General features: G+C 30.6%; 19 protein-coding genes. 10 read left to right on the plus strand and 9 right to left on the minus strand.

Annotation, left to right across the window (positions count from 1 at the left end; all coding sequences use genetic code 11):
• Positions 1-45 precede the first annotated feature (45 nt).
• On the plus strand, positions 46-864 hold the full coding sequence (gene kdsA / locus ABNT61_RS16060) for a 3-deoxy-8-phosphooctulonate synthase (protein ID WP_348709728.1): 819 nt from the start codon (positions 46-48) through the stop codon (positions 862-864).
• Positions 864-1433 (plus strand): hypothetical protein, encoded by a 570-nt coding sequence (locus ABNT61_RS16065; RefSeq protein WP_348743958.1) that lies wholly within the window; start codon positions 864-866, stop codon positions 1431-1433. The genes kdsA and ABNT61_RS16065 overlap by 1 nt, the downstream gene beginning before the upstream one ends.
• 1019 nt (positions 1434-2452) lie before the next feature.
• Here ABNT61_RS16065 and ABNT61_RS16070 read toward each other — a convergent pair.
• Positions 2453-3331 carry a DUF4846 domain-containing protein gene (locus tag ABNT61_RS16070; RefSeq protein WP_348743959.1) on the minus strand — a complete coding sequence of 293 codons (879 nt, stop codon included), beginning with the start codon at positions 3329-3331 and terminating at the stop codon, positions 2453-2455.
• 109 nt (positions 3332-3440) lie between these two features.
• Between ABNT61_RS16070 and ABNT61_RS16075 the strand changes: the two genes are divergently transcribed.
• Positions 3441-4025, plus strand: a complete 585-nt coding sequence (locus ABNT61_RS16075; protein ID WP_348743960.1) for a hypothetical protein — start codon at positions 3441-3443, stop codon at positions 4023-4025.
• A 42-nt stretch (positions 4026-4067) separates the two neighbouring features.
• The gene (locus ABNT61_RS16080) at positions 4068-5018 is read left to right on the plus strand and encodes a transglutaminase domain-containing protein (protein ID WP_348743961.1); all 951 of its coding nucleotides are present in this window, start codon (positions 4068-4070) and stop codon (positions 5016-5018) included.
• Positions 5019-5056: 38 nt separating this feature from the next.
• Here ABNT61_RS16080 and ABNT61_RS16085 read toward each other — a convergent pair whose 3' ends face one another.
• Together ABNT61_RS16085 and ABNT61_RS16090 are read right to left on the minus strand one after the other, a co-directional pair.
• Positions 5057-8128, minus strand: coding sequence for a VPS10 domain-containing protein (locus ABNT61_RS16085; protein WP_348743962.1), 3072 nt, complete (start codon positions 8126-8128; stop codon positions 5057-5059).
• A 75-nt stretch (positions 8129-8203) separates the two neighbouring features.
• Positions 8204-8941 (minus strand): outer membrane lipoprotein-sorting protein, encoded by a 738-nt coding sequence (locus ABNT61_RS16090; protein WP_348743963.1) that lies wholly within the window; start codon positions 8939-8941, stop codon positions 8204-8206.
• A 158-nt stretch (positions 8942-9099) separates the two neighbouring features.
• On the opposite strand from ABNT61_RS16090, the gene ABNT61_RS16095 reads away from it, so the two are divergent.
• Positions 9100-10050, plus strand: coding sequence for a transglutaminase domain-containing protein (locus tag ABNT61_RS16095; protein ID WP_348743964.1), 951 nt, complete (start codon positions 9100-9102; stop codon positions 10048-10050).
• Here ABNT61_RS16095 and ABNT61_RS16100 read toward each other — a convergent pair whose 3' ends face one another.
• On the minus strand, positions 10051-10419 hold the full coding sequence (locus tag ABNT61_RS16100) for a DUF1801 domain-containing protein (RefSeq protein ID WP_348743965.1): 369 nt from the start codon (positions 10417-10419) through the stop codon (positions 10051-10053).
• A gap of 125 nt (positions 10420-10544) precedes the next feature.
• On the opposite strand from ABNT61_RS16100, the gene ABNT61_RS16105 reads away from it, so the two are divergent.
• The 4 genes from ABNT61_RS16105 to ABNT61_RS16120 all read left to right on the plus strand — a co-directional run bounded on the left by ABNT61_RS16105 (position 10545) and on the right by ABNT61_RS16120 (position 13649).
• On the plus strand, positions 10545-11153 hold the full coding sequence (locus ABNT61_RS16105; protein WP_348709715.1) for a hypothetical protein: 609 nt from the start codon (positions 10545-10547) through the stop codon (positions 11151-11153).
• Positions 11154-11170: 17 nt separating this feature from the next.
• Positions 11171-11467: a transcriptional regulator gene (locus tag ABNT61_RS16110; protein ID WP_348709714.1), complete on the plus strand. Its 297-nt coding sequence runs from the start codon at positions 11171-11173 to the stop codon at positions 11465-11467.
• Positions 11468-11592: 125 nt separating this feature from the next.
• The gene (creD, locus tag ABNT61_RS16115; protein WP_348743966.1) at positions 11593-13002 is read left to right on the plus strand and encodes a cell envelope integrity protein CreD; all 1410 of its coding nucleotides are present in this window, start codon (positions 11593-11595) and stop codon (positions 13000-13002) included.
• A gap of 11 nt (positions 13003-13013) precedes the next feature.
• Positions 13014-13649 (plus strand): DUF1361 domain-containing protein, encoded by a 636-nt coding sequence (locus tag ABNT61_RS16120; protein ID WP_348743967.1) that lies wholly within the window; start codon positions 13014-13016, stop codon positions 13647-13649.
• 142 nt (positions 13650-13791) lie between these two features.
• On the opposite strand, the gene ABNT61_RS16125 is transcribed toward ABNT61_RS16120, so the two are convergent.
• The 4 genes from ABNT61_RS16125 to ABNT61_RS16140 all read right to left on the minus strand — a co-directional run bounded on the left by ABNT61_RS16125 (position 13792) and on the right by ABNT61_RS16140 (position 16257).
• The gene (locus ABNT61_RS16125; protein ID WP_348722565.1) at positions 13792-14007 is read right to left on the minus strand and encodes a DUF3820 family protein; all 216 of its coding nucleotides are present in this window, start codon (positions 14005-14007) and stop codon (positions 13792-13794) included.
• Positions 14007-14645, minus strand: coding sequence for a DUF2459 domain-containing protein (locus tag ABNT61_RS16130; RefSeq protein WP_348743968.1), 639 nt, complete (start codon positions 14643-14645; stop codon positions 14007-14009). The genes ABNT61_RS16125 and ABNT61_RS16130 overlap by 1 nt, the downstream gene beginning before the upstream one ends.
• Positions 14632-15855 carry an NAD(P)-dependent oxidoreductase gene (locus tag ABNT61_RS16135; RefSeq protein WP_348740637.1) on the minus strand — a complete coding sequence of 408 codons (1224 nt, stop codon included), beginning with the start codon at positions 15853-15855 and terminating at the stop codon, positions 14632-14634. The genes ABNT61_RS16130 and ABNT61_RS16135 overlap by 14 nt, the downstream gene beginning before the upstream one ends.
• Positions 15856-16080: 225 nt before the next feature.
• Complete coding sequence (locus ABNT61_RS16140) at positions 16081-16257, minus strand: hypothetical protein (RefSeq protein WP_348722561.1); 177 nt, start codon at positions 16255-16257, stop codon at positions 16081-16083.
• A 289-nt stretch (positions 16258-16546) separates the two neighbouring features.
• Between ABNT61_RS16140 and ABNT61_RS16145 the strand changes: the two genes are divergently transcribed.
• Positions 16547-16729, plus strand: a complete 183-nt coding sequence (locus ABNT61_RS16145; protein ID WP_348743969.1) for a hypothetical protein — start codon at positions 16547-16549, stop codon at positions 16727-16729.
• 16 nt (positions 16730-16745) lie between these two features.
• Here ABNT61_RS16145 and ABNT61_RS16150 read toward each other — a convergent pair whose 3' ends face one another.
• Entirely contained in the window at positions 16746-18407 is a 1662-nt protein-coding gene (locus ABNT61_RS16150) for a helix-turn-helix domain-containing protein (protein WP_348743970.1), read from the minus strand.
• Positions 18408-18542: the final 135 nt, after the last annotated feature.

An 18542-nucleotide genomic window follows, 5' to 3' on the forward strand; every position in this document is an offset into this window, starting at 1 on the left:
TAGAGTTCGGTAATAAAATTCGTAGTTTTGCGTAAAATTTTTCTCATGAATTTATCAAATATTCCAAATATCAAACATACAAATTCAAATAACTTTTTTCTTTTAGCCGGTCCGTGTGCAATTGAAGGAGAAGAAATGGCAATGAAAATAGCTGAAAGAGTTGTTGAAATTACTGATAAATTAGAGATTCCGTTAGTGTTTAAAGGAAGTTTCAAAAAGGCTAATAGAAGTAGAATTGATAGTTTTACTGGAATTGGTGATGAGAAAGCCCTTAATATTTTAAGAAAAGTTTCTGAAACCTTTAACGTTCCTACTATTACAGATATACATGAAGTAAGTGATGCGGCTAAAGCTGCAGAATACGTTGATGTTCTTCAAATTCCTGCATTTTTAGTTCGCCAAACTGATTTAGTAGTAGCTGCTGCTGAAACTGGTAAGGTTGTAAACTTAAAAAAAGGACAATTTATGAGTCCCGAAGCAATGCAACATGCAGTAAAAAAGGTGAAAGATTCTGGGAATGATAATGTTTGGATAACAGAAAGAGGAACAATGTTCGGTTACCAAGATATGTTAGTAGATTTTAGAGGAATACCTACAATGAGGAGTTATGCTCCAACGGTTTTGGATGTTACTCATTCTTTACAACAACCAAATCAAAGTTCAGGAGTTACTGGAGGTAGACCTGATATGATTGAAACTATTGCAAGGGCAGGTGTTGTGAATAATATTGATGGATTATTTATGGAAACACATTTTGATCCTGCAAATGCAAAATCTGACGGAGCAAACATGTTACATTTAGACTATTTAGAACAACTATTAACGAACTTAGTTGCGATTAGAAAAGTAGTCAATACTTTATAATGTATTTTGATTTTCAAATTACTTCAAATCAACCATTATCTGTTTTAGCAAGATCTAAAAGTTTATGTACTTGGCAAGAAGCACTTGAGTATGTGAAGTGTTTGCCTTATGGTAGAAATAAAAGCAGAAGTGATTTTTCATTAGTTTTAAAGGAAGAAAAGGGGAGTTGTAGTTCTAAACATGCTTTTTTGAAGGCACTAGCAAATGAGAACAAGGCTAAAGATGTTGAATTAATTTTGGCTATTTATAAAATGAATAGCGACAACACTAATATTGGTGATGTAATTAGTTCAATTGGATTAAGCTACATTCCAGAAGCACATTGTTATTTAAAAATTAATGGCGAAAGAATCGATATCACTTCAAAAGATTCAAGTCTCTATAAAATAGAAAAAGTGATTCTTTCGGAAGAATCTATATCGCCAGAACAAGTTGTTACTTATAAAGTAGAATATCATAAATCATTTTTAAGAAACTGGATTAAAAATGAGAACATCAACTCTTCCTTTGAAAAAATATGGAAGGTGAGAGAAGCTTGTATTTCTTTTCTTACAAATTCAAAAAAATAGAATTTTTTAAAATTCATCCGTCTACACTTTTATCCTTTTTATCGATTAAAAACCATTCCAATCATTAAGTTGAATAATTTAACAAACGATTAGTTGAATTGATGACTATGACCTGGAGAAGTACCGTGTTGGGGATATTTATTGGTACTTCTCCTATTTTTATGCACTTCCAGAAGTTTTTCACATTAGTTTTTTCCGTTTGTTAAGAGATGAATTAGATTATAGATTCAATCTAAATAATAGGGAAACAGTGTTTTTCCTGTAGATTTTATCGAAATTCATTACTACTTTAGAAGAACTTTCCTTCCCTCCGGATCTACACACAAGTTAGATCAGAAAGTCTCTCCCCCAAATCGAGGGACTTTTTTTTATCTGATCAGGAGATAAAATTAAGTCATCATAGAGAGTTAAGAAGCAAAAGTTATGGACTTTTGTGTATAAGACTTATTCGTAATTCTGTACTTTTTGAGTACTAGGATTTATGAATATATATAGAAATATTATGAAAGTTAATTTTGAATTTTGTTCAAATAAGATACAATTGAGTATGTAATATGTTAAAACTTGGTCAAATTTTGAGCCTTGAGGGAAAGGATAAAAATTAAAAGTTTATTATACCGGTGTAATCACCGGTATATTTTTTTAGAATCTAATTCTTATAAAAAGGGGACAAGGTAAAGTGTTTAAATATTAACGATTTAAACAGGGATTTTCCTGTGAAAAAATCAGTGAATAAATGCTATCTTTAATGAACTTTCCTTCCCTCCGGATCTACTCCACGTAGATCAGTAAAGTCTCTCCCCCAAATCGAGGGACTTTTCTTTTGTCTTAAAACCTTGATTTTACTGGAATTTGTTAAAATCTGAGAGATAAAATATTAAACAGTGTTTTTCCCGTAATTTTTTCCGTTAATATATTCTATATTGAACGCACTTTCCTTATTACCTTCGAATCTACTTTAGTTAGATTATCAAAGTCTCTTGTTCAAAGCATGGAGACTTTTTTTATATGAATAGTAATTATTTAAACCTTACGAAAACAGGATTATCGAAGTAATAACTAGGAGTGTAAACAGGTTTATTTTTATTAAACCTATACCATGGTGAGATATCAGTATCTTCAAAATTCTTTAATAAACACACATTCTGAGCAGGAGTATTTCCTTGTGCTAGTAAATACATTTTTTCTCCTTTATCATTTTTAATTTCGTCTACAATAATTTCTATATGCCCAGGAAAACCTGGATTAACAAGCATGTCGCCAATTTGTAAATCACTAAGCTTAACTTTTGGTAATTCAGTATGTAATGAAGCTGTGCCAGCATACATGAATATGAGATTTAAGTATTTATAAAAGTTTTGTTTTGAATAATTCTTATTGGCTTTTTTTATAAACTTCACTTTGTTACCATTGATCTTTGGTCTATATCCTTCCGCATATTGTTTCCAAGAGCAATAGTGACCAGAAGTGAATTTGAATCCAATCTTCTGTTGTAGGTTTTTACTCCATAAATATTCAGCTCGTATTCTCATTAAAGCATCGGCACATTGTTGTAGTCCATTTTTAGGAACTGGAATTTCTAGAATAGCATCATGCCAATGTTGAGCAAAATACTCACTTCCATCATAGTTTATTATTGGAGCGCCATGCTTTTTTAATTTGTAATTCCTTAAGTACTCTTGAAAAGAACCTTTAGAATATGGTACACGTTCATATCCTTCAGGAATTTTAACTCGAGTTAGAATTGAATCTCCTTCCTTATTAATATAATTAGGTTTGGAAATAGTGTTCTGAACAATACCTTTAATGTGATTGGTAATTTGCTTACCTTTTGTATTCATTCTTAATAGAAAGAAAACAGCTAGCAGCGCCAGAATTATTACAATTATTCTTTTCATACTTTTTATTATATAACCTTGTAATCATAACTTTAGTATAATTTAAGATGGATTATTAGATTATGTGATACATTTGTTAATTGAATCCATAAAGTAGTCAAATTTCGAAATGAAACCATTTATAAAACATTTATTTTTAGTTATAGCGTTCGCTTCTGTTATTACAAGTTTTGGTCAAGAAAAGGTTGAGATTATGAAATATCCGACAGATTGGAGATATGAACGCATTAATTTCCCTCTTGATTTTGCTAAAGATATCCCTTGGGAGGGATTTGAAGAACTCCGATTTTCTCCTGGAATGTTTGATATTAAAAGCTCAGATTATTTCACCTATTACTTCGTGTTATCTATTAAAAATAAAGTAGAATTATCTCAAAAAGAAATTCAAGAAGCACTAATTAAATATTATCGAGGTTTATGTAAAGCAGTGAATCCAAAAGGTAAGTTCGATATTAATTACGACGAAATTACTGTAACAATTCACAAATTAAGTAGTTGTTCATTAAAGGCAAATGTTGTTTTTTTTGATGGTTTTACGGATGGGAGACGAATTGAGTTAGAGATGCTTTTGGAGGTAAGGAAAAATGAAAGCGAGGATATACTTTTACTATCATCGGTAGCTCCTACAGGAAATACTAAAAAATTGGAGACATTACATCAGAATAATTTAGAGCATAATTTATCTAATCGATAAGGCATGATTTTTGTCAATTCAAAATCATCTTAAAATAATAGTATGAGAATTATAATTTTTACATTCTTTATTTCACTTGTAAGTTTTTCCCAAGACTTTTCAGAGATTAATTCAAAGACTCAGAAGTATCCAAAATTACTTACTGCGGAGATACTAGCTGATAATATCAAAAAAGATTTTTCAAAAAAAGAAGATCAGGTTAAAGCATTATATAGTTGGTTAACTGCAAATATTCGTTACGATTTAGAGGAATTTTATAATCCTAATAGAGAAACCAAAGTGACGTTTAGATATCAATCCTTAGAGGAGAGAGATCAAAAGATAAAAGCTATTAAAGATAAAACGGTAAGAGAAACCTTATCCTCAAGAAAAGCCGTATGCGAAGGTTATGCTCAAACTTTTTCAAAAGTATGTACGCTTTTAGATATTGAAAATGAAGTTGTAGAAGGTTATGTGAGAAGTTCTTCTAACCGAATAGGAAGACCTTTGCAAGGACCAAACCATTCTTGGAATGCTGTTAAATTAAATAATAAATGGATTTATATTGATGCAACTTGGGGAGCTGGTTCGGAATATAATGGAAGATGGATAAGAAAGTTTAATTCTTATTATTATAACATACCTAAATCAAAATATTTTCTAACACATTTACCTGAAGATTCTCTCTGGAAGTTAAGAGTAGGAAGAATAGAAAAAGAAGATTTTTATAATCAACCTATCTACAGTCATCAGTTTTTAAAATCTGATATAACTTTGGTTTCTCCTGAAACAGGAATATTATCGAGAAATACTCAAGGCGCTGTAAAGTTAGAGTTAAAGAATGCGGCAGATAAAGAAGTTCTTGTTGGGTTTTTAGGATCCACTAGAGCAGTAAAGCCAACAACTGTAAATAAAGAAGGAAAAACTATAGTTTCAATAATTCCACCACCTAGAGCGAGAGCTTTATTTCTATTAATTGATAGGGAAGTGGCCATCGAATTTTTGGTACAATAAGAAAAAACCTCTTGAATTTTCAAGAGGTTTTTAGTTTATTATTTTTTAGATAAGAATTCTTCCTTACTTAAAACCTTAGTTGGTTTTTTACCTTCTTTTACTTTTCGCTTTTCAAATTTTGAAATTACTTTTTTATTGAGTTTTTCAAAATCTTCTTGAGCTTTTGTCAAACGAGTTTTTAATACTCCTTGATTTTCTATTTGTGATAAAGATGGTTTTTCAAATTGATTCGCAACTTCAGAATATAAATCAGAAAGCTTTTCACGAAGTTCTGGTTCAGCTTCACCAACATAGTTATCTCCGGTAGTTACCACTAATGTTTCTTTTAATGGTTGTAACGCTTCAATTACTTTAGTTGCCACTTTTTTAAACTTATTATCTTCTTTTAGTTGATTTGCCGATTTTAAATATGCATCAACTTTATGAACTAAATAAGCTAAGCTTTCCATGTCATCATACAATTCCATGGTAGTTTTGCGTTGTGCTTTTCTATCACTATCACTTATTTGTGATTTAGGATCATTTTGAACTACAATAGTGTTTGTATATTCTTTTTTACCTTTTTTAAGCACAACTTTATAGGTTCCAGCAGGAACTCGTGGAGCTGTAAATCCACCACGAGTAAAGTTTTTACCAGCGGCAACCTTTGGGTTTTTCTGTCTGAAACCCCAACTCACAACATTAATTCCTTTTGCCTTACCTGGAGTTAACGTAATTAGTTCATTGTCATTTTGATCTTTAATCGTTAAGGTCATTTTACCAAACGTATGACGCTTTTTTAAATAATAAATAATCTTAGCAGCAGAACTTGGATTGCTTCCAACAAATTGAAGTTCTGTACTTCCTCCACCAAAACCACCTTGTTCTTTTATAACTGCAGGTTTAGATTTAAAGAAATGAACATTCTTTGATAACATTCCTTGATTTACTTCACGTAACGGAGAAATATCATCAATAATAATTACACCACGCCCGTGTGTTCCTAAAACTAAATCGTTTGTTTGTTTTTGTAAATCGATAAAGTGAACTGCAGTTGCTGGCATTTTATTCGTAAATCTCGACCAGTTTTTACCACCATCGATAGTAATGAATAAACCAAACTCAGTACCTAAGAAAAGTAAATCTTCATTTACATAATCTTCTTGAATGTTTCTTGCAAAACCAATGATGTCATCTGTAACTATTGATTTCCAAGTTTTACCAAAGTCTGTAGTTTTGTATACATACGTATTCATATCTCCTGAAGTATGTCCGTCGAAAACAGCGTATGCCGTTCCTTTATTATGAGAACTTGCTTCAATATGATATACCCAAGTGTTTTTAGGTAAACCAGTTATATTAGCAACTGTATTTTCCCAAGTTTTTCCTCCGTTTTGAGTTACTTGAACATTTCCATCATCTGTTCCTACCCAAATTACCTTTTCATCTAAAGGAGATTCAGCTATTGTAAATATGGTAGTATGTGTTTCAGCACCGGATTTGTCAACAGAAATTCCTCCTGATTCTTTATCTTGTTTTGCTGGATCATTCGTAGTTAAATCTGGAGAAATTTTCTTCCAGTTATCTCCCATATCTTCACTTACATGTAAAAACTGACTTCCCATGTAAAAGCGATCTGGTTGATGCGTACTTACCGCCATCGGAGCATTCCAGTTAAAACGTAAATCTGCTTCTCCTTTGATAGGTAATGGTTGAATAGTTTTATTATAATTTTTATCTACATCGTATCTCCAAACTTGTTGTGCACCTTGCATTTCAGAATAGATAATGTTTTTAGTTGGGTGTTTTAAAACTCTAAATCCATCACCAACACCAACACGTTTCCAGTCTCTTGCTTCAATTCCTCCAGGAGAAGAAGAAGGTCCATACCAAGAACCGTTATCCTGTAAACCTCCATAAATATTATATGGTTCTTGATTATCAACACTAATGTGATAAAATTGAGAAAGCGGAAGATTATCAACCATATCCATAGTTGCACCTCCATCCCAACTTCTATAAACACCACCATCAGTTCCTACGAACATAGCATCTGGGTTTTTGATGTCAAAAACAATATCATGGATATCAGCATGCATTTCTCCTAAATTCTTAAACGTTTTACCTCCGTCTCTTGAGATAGAACCAAACAATCCTCCTTTAGCTAAAATATCAGGATTTGTTGGGTGAACAACCAATCTAGAAAAATAGAAAGGACGAACCACTAAACCGAAATCACTGTTTAATAATTTCCAGTTTTTTCCAGCATCATCAGAACGATATAAACCTTTATTTTCTTTACTTTCTACAACCGCAAAAATTAATTCTGGTTTAGAAGGAGCAATAGCAATTGCAAAACGACCTAAATCTCCTTGAGGAAAACCATTATGTATTTTATTCCAAGTTTTACCAGCATCGGTTGATTTATACAAGGCACTTCCTGGACCACCAGAATTAAATCCCCAACCTGTTCTTCTGAACTCCCACATTGAAGCGTAAAGAATGTTTGGGTTTGTTGGATCCATGATTAAATCACTTGCTCCAGTTTTTTCATTTGTATATAAAATCTTGTCCCAAGTTTTTCCTCCATCAGTGGTTTTATAAACACCTCTTTCTTCGCTATCGCTCCAAAGTGCACCTAAAACGGCAACATAAACTTCATTTGAGTTATTCGGATTAATTTTTATACTACTGATGCGTTCCGATTTTTCAAAACCGATCTTTTTCCAGTTTGCACCTCCGTCTTTAGATTTATATAAACCATCACCTAAAGAAACACTATTCCTTGTCCAAATTTCACCAGTTCCTACCCAAATAGTATTATCTGGATCACTTGGATCTACAGCAATACTACCAATAGATTGTGCATGTTCATCAAAAATAGGAGCAAAGGTTGCACCTGCATTTTCAGATTTCCAAACACCACCACCAGCAGCACCTGCATAAATTATTTTTGAATTTGTTGGATGATTTTCAAGATCGATAATACGACCACTCATTAAAGCAGGACCAATTTCTCTTGCTTTTAAGTTCCCAAATAGTTCTTTTCCTTTAAGAACTATATCTTGAGCATTTACACTTGTGGATATTGTAATAACACCACAAGCTAAAACTTTAATCAGCTTATTCATAATAAAAGTGTGTACAGTGTTATTACTGGAATAACACCGTACGAGTTAAGTTAAGTTAGTATAAATTTTGTTTTATTATTTCTTCGCTGGTAAAGCAAAAGAAGCAGCATCAACTTCAGGATTCAATTTAATTTCTTTGAATTCCATAGTTTGGAACTGACTTCCGATACTAAATGGGAAATAAATTCCTCCAACTTCTTGATAATCACTTAAAGTAGATTTTACAGTTTGACCTTTCATTGGACCTTGATTTACTTGAGATTCTGTAACGATTGGTACAAAGTTTTCAGTATCAAAATAGTAGTGAGTAATGTTAGGTACTAATTCACCATTAACTAAAACAGGCTTTTTAGTTAATTTGATTTTAAAAGTTTCAGTTCCATCAATCGTTTCTTTTCCGATTAATTCCACTGTATACCCTTTTTCTTTGTAGTTTAAGAATGGATCAGGAAACTGCTCTAATTCATTTTTTAAGTTTTGTGTAGCTTCGTTATCACTTTTTTCAGCATCCATTGTCATTTGGTTTCTTTGCCAAGAAACTTCTCCATCAAAAGCAGACCATACCATTTTATTTCCTTGTAATTCAATAGAAACTAATTGTTTTCCATCTTTAGTGGATAACATTTCAAAAGGAATTTCCATTCCTTGCATTTTCATGTTACCAATCATTTGAACACCTTTTAATTGTTCTAATTTTTCTTTACCTCCAATATTCTCGATATAGGTGCTAATAATTTCATCAGCAGTTTGTGCATAATTAGCTAATGAGAAAAGTAGAGTGAAAGCAAAAAATAAAGTTTTTAGATTTTTCATTTTGTTTATTTTAATGATAGTATGTTATATATGAAGATTAAAAATGTAAAATGTTACATTATTTCATTAAAAATATTGATTTTTTTATACTGATTTTATTCTTTGATAGAACATATCCTAGGTTTACGAAATATTTCTTAAATTAAAATCAAAAAAAAATGGTTAAGAAATTTATTCTAATTGTGCTTGTTTTAAGCTTCGTAACAAGCGAGTCTCAAAGTGATGTTTACATTAAAAACAAAGTGAGAAATTATACTAATATTAAAAGTTCTCATGAATTATTTAAAAAGATAGAGAAAGACTTTATAACTAATGTAAGTAGGGTAAAGGCAGGATACGCTTGGATTACACTTCACATAAAATATCAGGTTTCGAATAGTATTTTAATAAAAGAACCTGAACAAATATTATATTACAATCAGGAAGATTTAGCTAACAAGATTCAAATGAAGAATGATAAGTTGGTTGAGAAAGCAATTAAAGAAAAGGCTGGTGTTTGCGAGCATATGGCATTGGTTTTACATAAGCTTTGTAATTATTTTTCTATTGAGAATGAGTTGATAAAAGGATATGTTAAAAATTCTCCTGATGAAATTGGATCGAATCCTAGGTTTAAAAATCACATTTGGAATGCTGTGAAATTAGATAAAAAGTGGAGGTTAATTGATACCACTTTCGGGGTGGATTATGATAGTTATTTTGATAGAGCTGAATCTAACTTTACGTATTTTGATATTCCGAAGGAGCAAATGCGATTAACTCATTATCCAAGTGATGAGAAATGGTTGACTTATATTAATCAATCAACAATTAAAAGATTTAGTGCTTTACCAATGTTTTGGGACAGCTTTATAGAAGCTAAAGCAGAGTTAGTTTCTCCAAAAATTGGGATGTTAAATGATGAAGAAAAAAGAAAGAGTTTTACGTTTAGGAATTTGGATGAAAATATGAAGATTACCTATAAATTCGAAAATGAAAACTTCACAAAAACACCTAGGATAAGACGATCAAGAAATTATACGAATGTTATTATAAATACAAGGAGAAAAGGAATACTAACATTATATTTTAATGATGAGTCAGCTTTAGCATTTAGAGTTGGGGAATAACTATTTTTTCCAAAACCCTTTTTCTTTATTACTATTGGCTTCATGAAGTATGTAGGTCAAAATTTCACTATTTATTTCTTCTATGGAAAAATATCGTAATGACTTGACAACTTTGCGTCCTTCTGAAATTAGGAATTCATTGTATTTTTCAAATTTGTGATCACCATAAAACCCTACATCAACATAGCCTTTTTTCTTTGATGGATTCAAATAACAAAATGGACTTCCATCTAACACGTAAAATGGAATTTTCCATTTGAATTGTAATTCTACTTCGGGGAACTGCTGTTCAATAATCAATTGTAAATGCATGACAATAGATTTGAACGGTTCTTCTAAATTGAGAATATAAACTTCAGCAGGTTTCATTCTTTAAAAATAGAATTTTGTTTAGAAATTAATGTAACTAAAGTAACCGTTAATTAAAATTAACAGTTTTTTATTAGGTAAAATGACAATAAATATTTTACTTTGTGTTTCAAAGTACTTTTATTATGAGTTCAGAAGATTATTTAAAAGACATATCGGAAATTAAAAATTTGATGAATAAATCAACTCGATTTATTTCGTTAAGCGGCCTCTCTGGAATTTTAGCAGGAACTTTCGCTTTAATTGGAGCAGCATATGCTTACTGGTTAGTTACTGGTAGTAAAAGAGGTTATTTAATTCTTAGTGGAGAAATATTTAATTTGGTTTTACTGGATATGTTTTTAGTTTTAGTTTTGAGCGTTGGTACTGCCATTTATTTAACTACACTGAAAGCAAAGAAGAATAATGAAAAGATTTGGGATGCGACTACCAAAAGATTATTAACTAGTTTTCTTGTTCCGCTTGTCGCAGGAGGAATTTATACGTTGATTATCTTAAAGCAACAGCGATATGGCCAAACTGGAGCATTAATGTTGTTATTCTATGGATTAGCTTTAGTTAATGCCTCAAAATATACTTTAGGTTATGTAAAATACTTAGGGTATACGGAAATTATATTAGGTTTGCTGTGCGCAGTTTTTCCTGGATTTGGGTTTTGGTTTTGGGTATTGGGATTTGGAGTTATGCATATTGTTTATGGAACATTAATGTATTTTAAATACGAAAGAAAGTAATTGAGATAAATAAGGGTTTGAAGAATATTCTTAATAATATTAATAAAGCATTTGATCATAGAATCCGATTAGGCATCATGTCTATATTGGTAGTAAATGAGTATGCTGATTTTAAAACCTTAAAAGAGTTGTTAGGTGTTACGGATGGGAACTTAGCAAGTCACTCAAAAGCTTTAGAAAAAGTTGGGTTTATCGTAGTAGAAAAACAATTTATTGGTAGAAAACCCAATACAAAATATGTTGCAACGCAATTAGGAAAAGATGAATTTAAGAAGCATGTGGAAGCTTTGGAAAAATTGATAAAAGGGAAGTAAAATTTTTTTAAATATAAACTTTGAATTTCAAAGTTCTTTTAAAAAGGGAAAGTTGCTAAAACCACTCAACCTTTGCGGGTTGAGTGGATACTAAAAAAAGTAAATAATTTTAAAAAGTAATACAAATGGAAAAAGTTAATGAACAAACGGGAAAATTTGGAAAATGGCTAAAACACTCTATTTCGGCCAGAATGTTAATGGTTGGATTGTTAATTTTAATTCTACTCATTCCACTTTCATATGTGAAAGACTTAATTCGAGAACGACAGTACAATCAAAAGGCGGTAATCAATGAGATAAATCAAAAGTGGGGAGGAGAAGTTTTATTGTATGGACCCATGTTAAAAGTACCTTACAAAACCTATAAGATTAAACATATCTATAATCAAGCAACGAAAACAAATCAGGAAGAAACTATTGAAAGTATTAGATACGCGTATTTTTTTCCTAATCAATTGGGAATTCAAACAACAGTAAATCCTCAACAAAAAAAACGAGGGATTTATGAAACCGCTGTTTATGGAAGTGAGATCAATATTAATGGAAATTTTACCAAACCAGATTTTAGTGAATTGGATATTCAAGAAAAAGATATTCTTTGGGAAAAATCTAAACTGATAATTGAAACCTCAAATTTGAAAGGAGTAAGTAGTTTGGTAGAAATTCAATTTCATAAAAACAATTATGCTTTCGAATCTAAATATGATAATGACCACACCAATTCAAATGGTGATGTATACGATGCTCACGCAAAATCGTATTCATATTTAAATCTTCATAAGTTAGAGAGTAAATCAATCAAGAAAGAAGATTTGCCACTTGAAAAAGCAGTTGAATTTTCTTTAAAAATGAATGTAAACGGTAGTAAACAAATTCGTTTTATTCCTGTGGGAAAAGAAACAAATGTAAATATTAAATCAAATTGGACTACAGCGAACTTTTTAGGTGAATATTTGCCTTATAATCCTGATAAAATTAAAGAAGACGGATTTGATGCAAAATGGAAAGTTTTAGATATAAATAGGCCTTTTCCTCAACAATCATTCAATGGAATTCCTAACTTAAAGAAATATGCTTTTGGAGTGAATTTTATGATTCCTGTAGATCAGTATCAAAAAAGTGAACGTTCTGCTAAATATGGTTTTTTAGTTATCTCATTAACATTTCTGGTATTCTTTTTAATTCAAACAATGAGTAAAATAGCGATACATCCTTTTCAGTATTTAATGATAGGAATTGCTCTAACGATGTTTTATACGTTATTAATCTCAATATCAGAGCATAGTAATTTTTTAAATGCGTATATTATAGCTGGAACTGCGGTTGTTGTTCTAATAACCTTGTATTCAAAATCGATATTAAAAACCTTTAAATTCCCAATGTTTATAGGAATCAGCTTAACAGCTTTATATACATTTATTTTTATAATTATTCAGTTAGAAAGCTATGCTTTATTAGTAGGAAGTGTTGGATTGTTTGTGATCTTGGCGTCTGTCATGTATGCGTCTAGAAAAATAGATTGGCAAAACGGATAAAAGTTATGAGTATGCTTATTAAACCAATAACAAAATTGCAGAGAACAGTTTTATTACTTGTTGTATTCTCCGCATTTTTATCGCTGTTACGTGTTCAAATTACACAGAATTTGTCCTATACGTTTTTACTGTGGAATATGTTTTTAGCAGTTATTCCTTTCATGATTGCTGAGTATGTAAAAATTCAGGAGCCAGAGAAGTTGACTAAAACAAAGTTGATATTATTTATTATAGCTTGGTTATTATTCCTTCCAAATGCACCGTATATCATAACAGATTTTATTCATTTAAAAACAAATACTAAAATGGCTTGGTATGATTTGTTTATGTTATTTACAAATGCAGCAACAGGAACACTTTTAGGATTGTTATCAATGGTAACTTTTCACGATTTGGTTTGTCAAAAGTGGGATAAACATATTGGAAAACTATTTTCAATAGCAGTTTTCTTTTTGTGTGGATTTGGAATTTACTTGGGTCGCTTTTTAAGATTCAATACCTGGGATATATTATTTTCTCCAATAGACTTGATAAAGGAAAGTATCTTGAGTTTTAAAGAATCCACAGCTTGGTTAATCACCTTTGGGTTTGGATTTTTACTGTGGATATTATTTTCAGTTGTAAAACGAAGTAAAATATATGTTTAATTATAAGGCTGTCTAAAAATGATTTAATATCTGTCAAACTGAACTTGATTAAGTTTCTCACATTAGTTAAAAATTATGATTAATGAGATTCTGAAATGAATTCAGAATGACGTTTAAGACTTTTTAAGGCAGCTTTATATTTTTATGATCTTAATTTTCGAAGAATACTCTCAAGACCATTAAGTTGTAATTCATAAACTAATGCCATCATTCTTCCCAGTTTTCCATTCGGAAATCCTTTATTCTTATACCAAACCATATAGTATTCTGGAATATCAATTAAATAAGTTCCTTTATACTTTCCGAAAGGCATTTTCATATTTGCCGTGTCTATTAGAAATTGTTTATCTGGTTCCATTATTGGTATTTATTCAAAAGTCCAAAATCAAAAAGTGTCCAAAAACTAGCTTTTAATCCACTTCGTTTAAAGCCAGTATTTACCCAAGTATTACATGTTTTTATCGGAGAATAAGATCCGTTTGCTTGATAAAGTTGGGAGTTAGGATACATTTTCTGTTCGATTTTAACTTTATGATTGGAATGATCAAGTTTAAAAGTTTCTTGAATATAAATGTTCAGTTTTTCTAATTGTTCAGTACGAATTGGAACTCTAGTCCAATCGGGATTCAAAATGTTTTTTGCATTAACTTCTACTAAAGTAGGATTATCCAGAAATAAAGCACCGAAGGCATATGAAAACTTAAAATCGTTCCAGGTAGGTATATTTAAATAGAAGTTTACATCTCCCCAACCAAATCGTACGAATTTGCACGAGTAAGGTAAGTTCAAATCTTTAAGAACAGCATTAGTAAGCTCATTTTTTGGAATAATTAAACTTAAATGAATTCCATTAGAACTGAGATAAACACTTTTATCACTTGCTTGTTGTTTCTTATTAACTGTAATGTAACTTAATACAACAGCCATCAAGAGATACGCTGCAATACTAACTAAAAAATAAAGTGAAAATTTTAATGACTTTTTAATGAAGTGCATAGTTATCGTTACCTTCTACATAGTCTTGTAAATATAGGTATCTTTCCGTTAACTCTCCAGTATCAGTTGTCATTTTAGCGCGTTCTAATATTCCGTCTTTATCATTGTTGTAAAAAGCTGGAATTACATGATCTAAGAACATGTCTCCAAATCCTTCACTAGCATCTTTAGGTAATTCACAAGGTAAATTATCTACTGCCATAACTACAATAGCGTTATCATCTTTGTAGTCTACTTCAGATTCAGACATAGCATCATATCCGTAAATAGGATCAGCAATTGTAGATGCTCTTAAGGTTGTAGCAACAGGCCCGTCAACATCACATGAAATATCTGCAACGTATTTGATGTTAAAATCACTAGATTTCACATCTTCTCTAGTGAATAAATATGGAGCGCCATCACCGTAGAAATGACCCGCAATAAAGAAATCAGTTTCTTTAGCGTATGGCATAAAGTTACTTTCATAACCAGTTGGATCTTTATAAAATTCAAATTTGTCTCCAACTTTACCATCCTTGCGTTTTGCATATTCCATCACATCAACTAAACAATATACAGGTTCAGTAAATTTAGAAGTTAGATATAAAGCATCACTTACTTGCTTTATTTGTAAATGATCTAATATTTCTTGAGCACCTTTAGCTACTTTTCCAGTTCCAGAAAGTAAAATTTTGATATTAGGAAGTTGAATTTTATCTAATTCACTTTTCACTTCATCCAAATCTGCTAATGTTTCTACTTTTGGTAAAGCAAATGATCCTTCTTTTAAACCAATTGCTCTAATTCCGTTATAAGCACCAACTAATCCAGCATACCTTCCGAATCCGATTAAACGTGCACCATTAGCTTTTATAATCGTTTCATGATCATACATTTCAATGTTTTTAGCCAACATTGCCTGTAATAATTTTCTATTATAAGGTTGCTTTTTAATAGTGTGACTGAAGAAAAAGTACTTCTTGTTCGGTATTAAATTGTCTACAGGAACTTCTTTTACACCTAATAATACATCGCAATCTGTTAGGTCATTTGTAACTTCAAAACCAGCCGCAGCGTATTCTTCATCTTTAAAAACTCTGATATCCGAACTTTCCACTACAATTTCAGCCTGAGGAAATTTAGTTTTAAATTCCTTTAATTTCTCTGGAGAAAAAACAACTCTTTTATCAGGTGGGTTTTTACGCTCTTTAATGATTCCAAACTTCATGGTTGATTGTATAAAATTTAACAAATTAGATGTGATTTGTTGTAAATTACAACATCGATTTACAAAAATACACGATTTTACCCTACTGTACAAGTCGTAATTTCAGTTTAATTCATTTGAAGGTTGAGGTGTTCAATGAGTTCATTTCTACATAAAAAAAGCTCTTACTGAATGATCAATAAGAGCTTAGATTTACTAAATTTTCGGGAAGAATCTAGAGTTAAATTACATTGTAGCAGTATCTCCCATAACTTGACACCAGCAAGAAACTCCTGTTGGTAAATATGGAGAACCAATACAAACTCTTCTAGTTCCGTCAGGACATTTGATTGCTCCTCCGTTTATTTTTAACTGAGAATCTTTATTTAATACTTTACCTAAATTAGAAATTGACTTTAACATAATTGAATTAAATTTTTATGGTCCTTACTCTATTAAATGCTTTTCAGGTTCCGCGGTACATTGAGACTGATTGCTCTTGAACAAATATTTAATGAATCCTTGAGAAAATGAAGTGAATAGGGTTTGCATTTATAAAATATGGAGGTATATTTTACAAATAGTAACCAAGTAAAAATGTATTAAGTCTCTGATTTAAAAGGGTTTGTTTTGTTTTTTACTTGTTGTGCTTCTGATTTGTAGAAGTAATATTCTAAAGTGTTAATTTTAAGCATCTAAAAAACTAATAATTATGAAACGAACATTTATTGAGGATTTGAAAAGTTTTGAAATTTCAAAAAAAGTGCAGTTTAGAATCTTTGCAGGAGATACTAAATTTGATGGAGATGTAAATACAGATGGAGACGAAGATTGTTTACCACCAATTGATGATAAAACGAAAACGAGAAAAGAAAACGGAGTTTGCGTTGAATAAAAATATGTGCTAACCCTTACAACTCCGTTTCAATTTTTTCAATGAATTGAAATGGAGTTATACCAGTATATTTTTTAAATATGCGAGTAAACGATTTCGCATTTTTATATCCTCCAATTTCACCAATGGCTTGAGTTGTATAAGCTCTCACCGTTTTATCTGTAGATAATTTTTCGACAATATATTTTATCCTTAACTCATTCGTATATTCACTAAAGGTCATCTTTTTATAATCTTTAATGATTTTTGAAAGATAAGTTGTATTAGTTCCTATTTTTTTTGCTGTCGTGTATAAATTGAAATCTTCTTTTAAGAAAAATAAACTCTTTTCAATTTTCTTTAAACCGTCTATAATTTCTTGATGTTGCTCGTTTTTAATAACCAGCTTTGAGCTAGAACCGTTGTCCTTGCTTTCGGATTTTTCCGTTTGTAAAAGTTGCTCTAATCTCTGTTTGGCATTTTTCTTTTCTCTTATGTTTTTACTTAAGATATAAATACTCAATAGAATAATTATAATAAGAGAAACTACGGCAATATTAAATAGGTTTTTACTTTTTGAATTCGTCTTCTTTAAATTTTCGATTTTCTTTTTCAGTAGATAAGTTTCGTCATCTTTAAGAATACGTTCCTGTTCTTTTTGTTCCGCACTAAATGCTCTTTCCAATATTTTCTCATGTTTAGCAAAATAATAAGAAGCAGAATCAGTGTTTTTTTCTTTGACGTAGATTTCACTTAAGTATTTATGTGTGTTAACATAGTTAGGATCTAACACACTATCTTTTTTAATTCGGAGAACATTTAAAAAGTCAGATTTTGATTTGGCTAAACTATCTAAATGCCAATAGTTAATTCCACTGTTGTAATAAGAGTTATATAAATAAGATTGAGCTTTAATTTCAGTAAACAAATCTATACTCTTATCGTAGTAAGGTCTTGCTTTTTTATGCTCCTCTTTTAGCGTATATGTTATCGCTAAGTTTGAATATACTTGACCATATCTAAATTTTGAAAGTTTTAATTGCTTATCATTTAAAATTCGATTTAAATAATGTATCGAAGAATCTGCATTCGCTAAAACTGTCTTATCTGATTTAAATATAGAATTATAAATAGCACTGGTGTTTAGTAAAGTCTTATATTTTCTACCGGCATATTTCGATCCTAGAACGTCTTTATTGTTTTCCGCAATTTTTAAAGTGGTTTTTATCTTGTCCAGTGCTTTATTAAATTGACCAATGTCTTGATAGATCAAAGCTATATTTCCTTTAATTTTTACAATTCGTTCAATGTCGTTAGTAATTAAAGCATAGTTTTCTGCTTTTAAATAGTATTCTAGAGCAGCTTTCATTTGTCCTCTTCTTTTTGAAGTATTTCCTAAAAGAATGTATATATCAAATAAGAGTGTGTAATTGTTTTTATTCTCGGTTATTTGTGGAAGATATTTGTTTATACTGTCTCTGTAAGCCTCAAAATCCAAAGGATATTTATCACGAGTTTTCAAGTAAATAGCTCCAGCGAATCCAAATGTTTTATATGGGATATTTGTTTTTTGAGATAAACGGTCCATATAAATTATGGCACTATCTGTTCCTATTTTTTTATTATCATAAAACTTCTTTTTTAATGCTTTAAGTTCTTGTTGATTGTCACTTGTTGTTTGCTGAGAAAAACAATGCATAACAGAATAAACGAATACTAGAAAAAGAATAGAGTAGGAGCGCATAAAACTATTATTGGTTAGCGGCGGGTCTAAATATATAAAAAAATCGGTGGTGTGATTTTAAGTATAAATTAAAACTCTTGATTCTTGCTA

Source organism: Tenacibaculum sp. 190524A05c (assembly GCF_964036595.1).
Classification (GTDB): Bacteria; Bacteroidota; Bacteroidia; order Flavobacteriales; family Flavobacteriaceae; genus Polaribacter; species Polaribacter platacis.

What these genes read in the sequence shown, in the direction of transcription:
- kdsA (WP_348709728.1), top strand. Translation starts at nt 46, where the DNA reads ATGAATTTATCAAATATTCCAAATATCAAACATACAAATTCAAATAAC.
- ABNT61_RS16065 (WP_348743958.1), top strand. Translation starts at nt 864, where the DNA reads ATGTATTTTGATTTTCAAATTACTTCAAATCAACCATTATCTGTTTTA.
- ABNT61_RS16070 (WP_348743959.1), bottom strand. Translation starts at nt 3,331, where the DNA reads ATGAAAAGAATAATTGTAATAATTCTGGCGCTGCTAGCTGTTTTCTTT.
- ABNT61_RS16075 (WP_348743960.1), top strand. Translation starts at nt 3,441, where the DNA reads ATGAAACCATTTATAAAACATTTATTTTTAGTTATAGCGTTCGCTTCT.
- ABNT61_RS16080 (WP_348743961.1), top strand. Translation starts at nt 4,068, where the DNA reads ATGAGAATTATAATTTTTACATTCTTTATTTCACTTGTAAGTTTTTCC.
- ABNT61_RS16085 (WP_348743962.1), bottom strand. Translation starts at nt 8,128, where the DNA reads ATGAATAAGCTGATTAAAGTTTTAGCTTGTGGTGTTATTACAATATCC.
- ABNT61_RS16090 (WP_348743963.1), bottom strand. Translation starts at nt 8,941, where the DNA reads ATGAAAAATCTAAAAACTTTATTTTTTGCTTTCACTCTACTTTTCTCA.
- ABNT61_RS16095 (WP_348743964.1), top strand. Translation starts at nt 9,100, where the DNA reads ATGGTTAAGAAATTTATTCTAATTGTGCTTGTTTTAAGCTTCGTAACA.
- ABNT61_RS16100 (WP_348743965.1), bottom strand. Translation starts at nt 10,419, where the DNA reads ATGAAACCTGCTGAAGTTTATATTCTCAATTTAGAAGAACCGTTCAAA.
- ABNT61_RS16105 (WP_348709715.1), top strand. Translation starts at nt 10,545, where the DNA reads ATGAGTTCAGAAGATTATTTAAAAGACATATCGGAAATTAAAAATTTG.
- creD (WP_348743966.1), top strand. Translation starts at nt 11,593, where the DNA reads ATGGAAAAAGTTAATGAACAAACGGGAAAATTTGGAAAATGGCTAAAA.
- ABNT61_RS16120 (WP_348743967.1), top strand. Translation starts at nt 13,014, where the DNA reads ATGCTTATTAAACCAATAACAAAATTGCAGAGAACAGTTTTATTACTT.
- ABNT61_RS16125 (WP_348722565.1), bottom strand. Translation starts at nt 14,007, where the DNA reads ATGGAACCAGATAAACAATTTCTAATAGACACGGCAAATATGAAAATG.
- ABNT61_RS16130 (WP_348743968.1), bottom strand. Translation starts at nt 14,645, where the DNA reads ATGCACTTCATTAAAAAGTCATTAAAATTTTCACTTTATTTTTTAGTT.
- ABNT61_RS16135 (WP_348740637.1), bottom strand. Translation starts at nt 15,855, where the DNA reads ATGAAGTTTGGAATCATTAAAGAGCGTAAAAACCCACCTGATAAAAGA.
- ABNT61_RS16140 (WP_348722561.1), bottom strand. Translation starts at nt 16,257, where the DNA reads ATGTTAAAGTCAATTTCTAATTTAGGTAAAGTATTAAATAAAGATTCT.
- ABNT61_RS16145 (WP_348743969.1), top strand. Translation starts at nt 16,547, where the DNA reads ATGAAACGAACATTTATTGAGGATTTGAAAAGTTTTGAAATTTCAAAA.
- ABNT61_RS16150 (WP_348743970.1), bottom strand. Translation starts at nt 18,407, where the DNA reads ATGCATTGTTTTTCTCAGCAAACAACAAGTGACAATCAACAAGAACTT.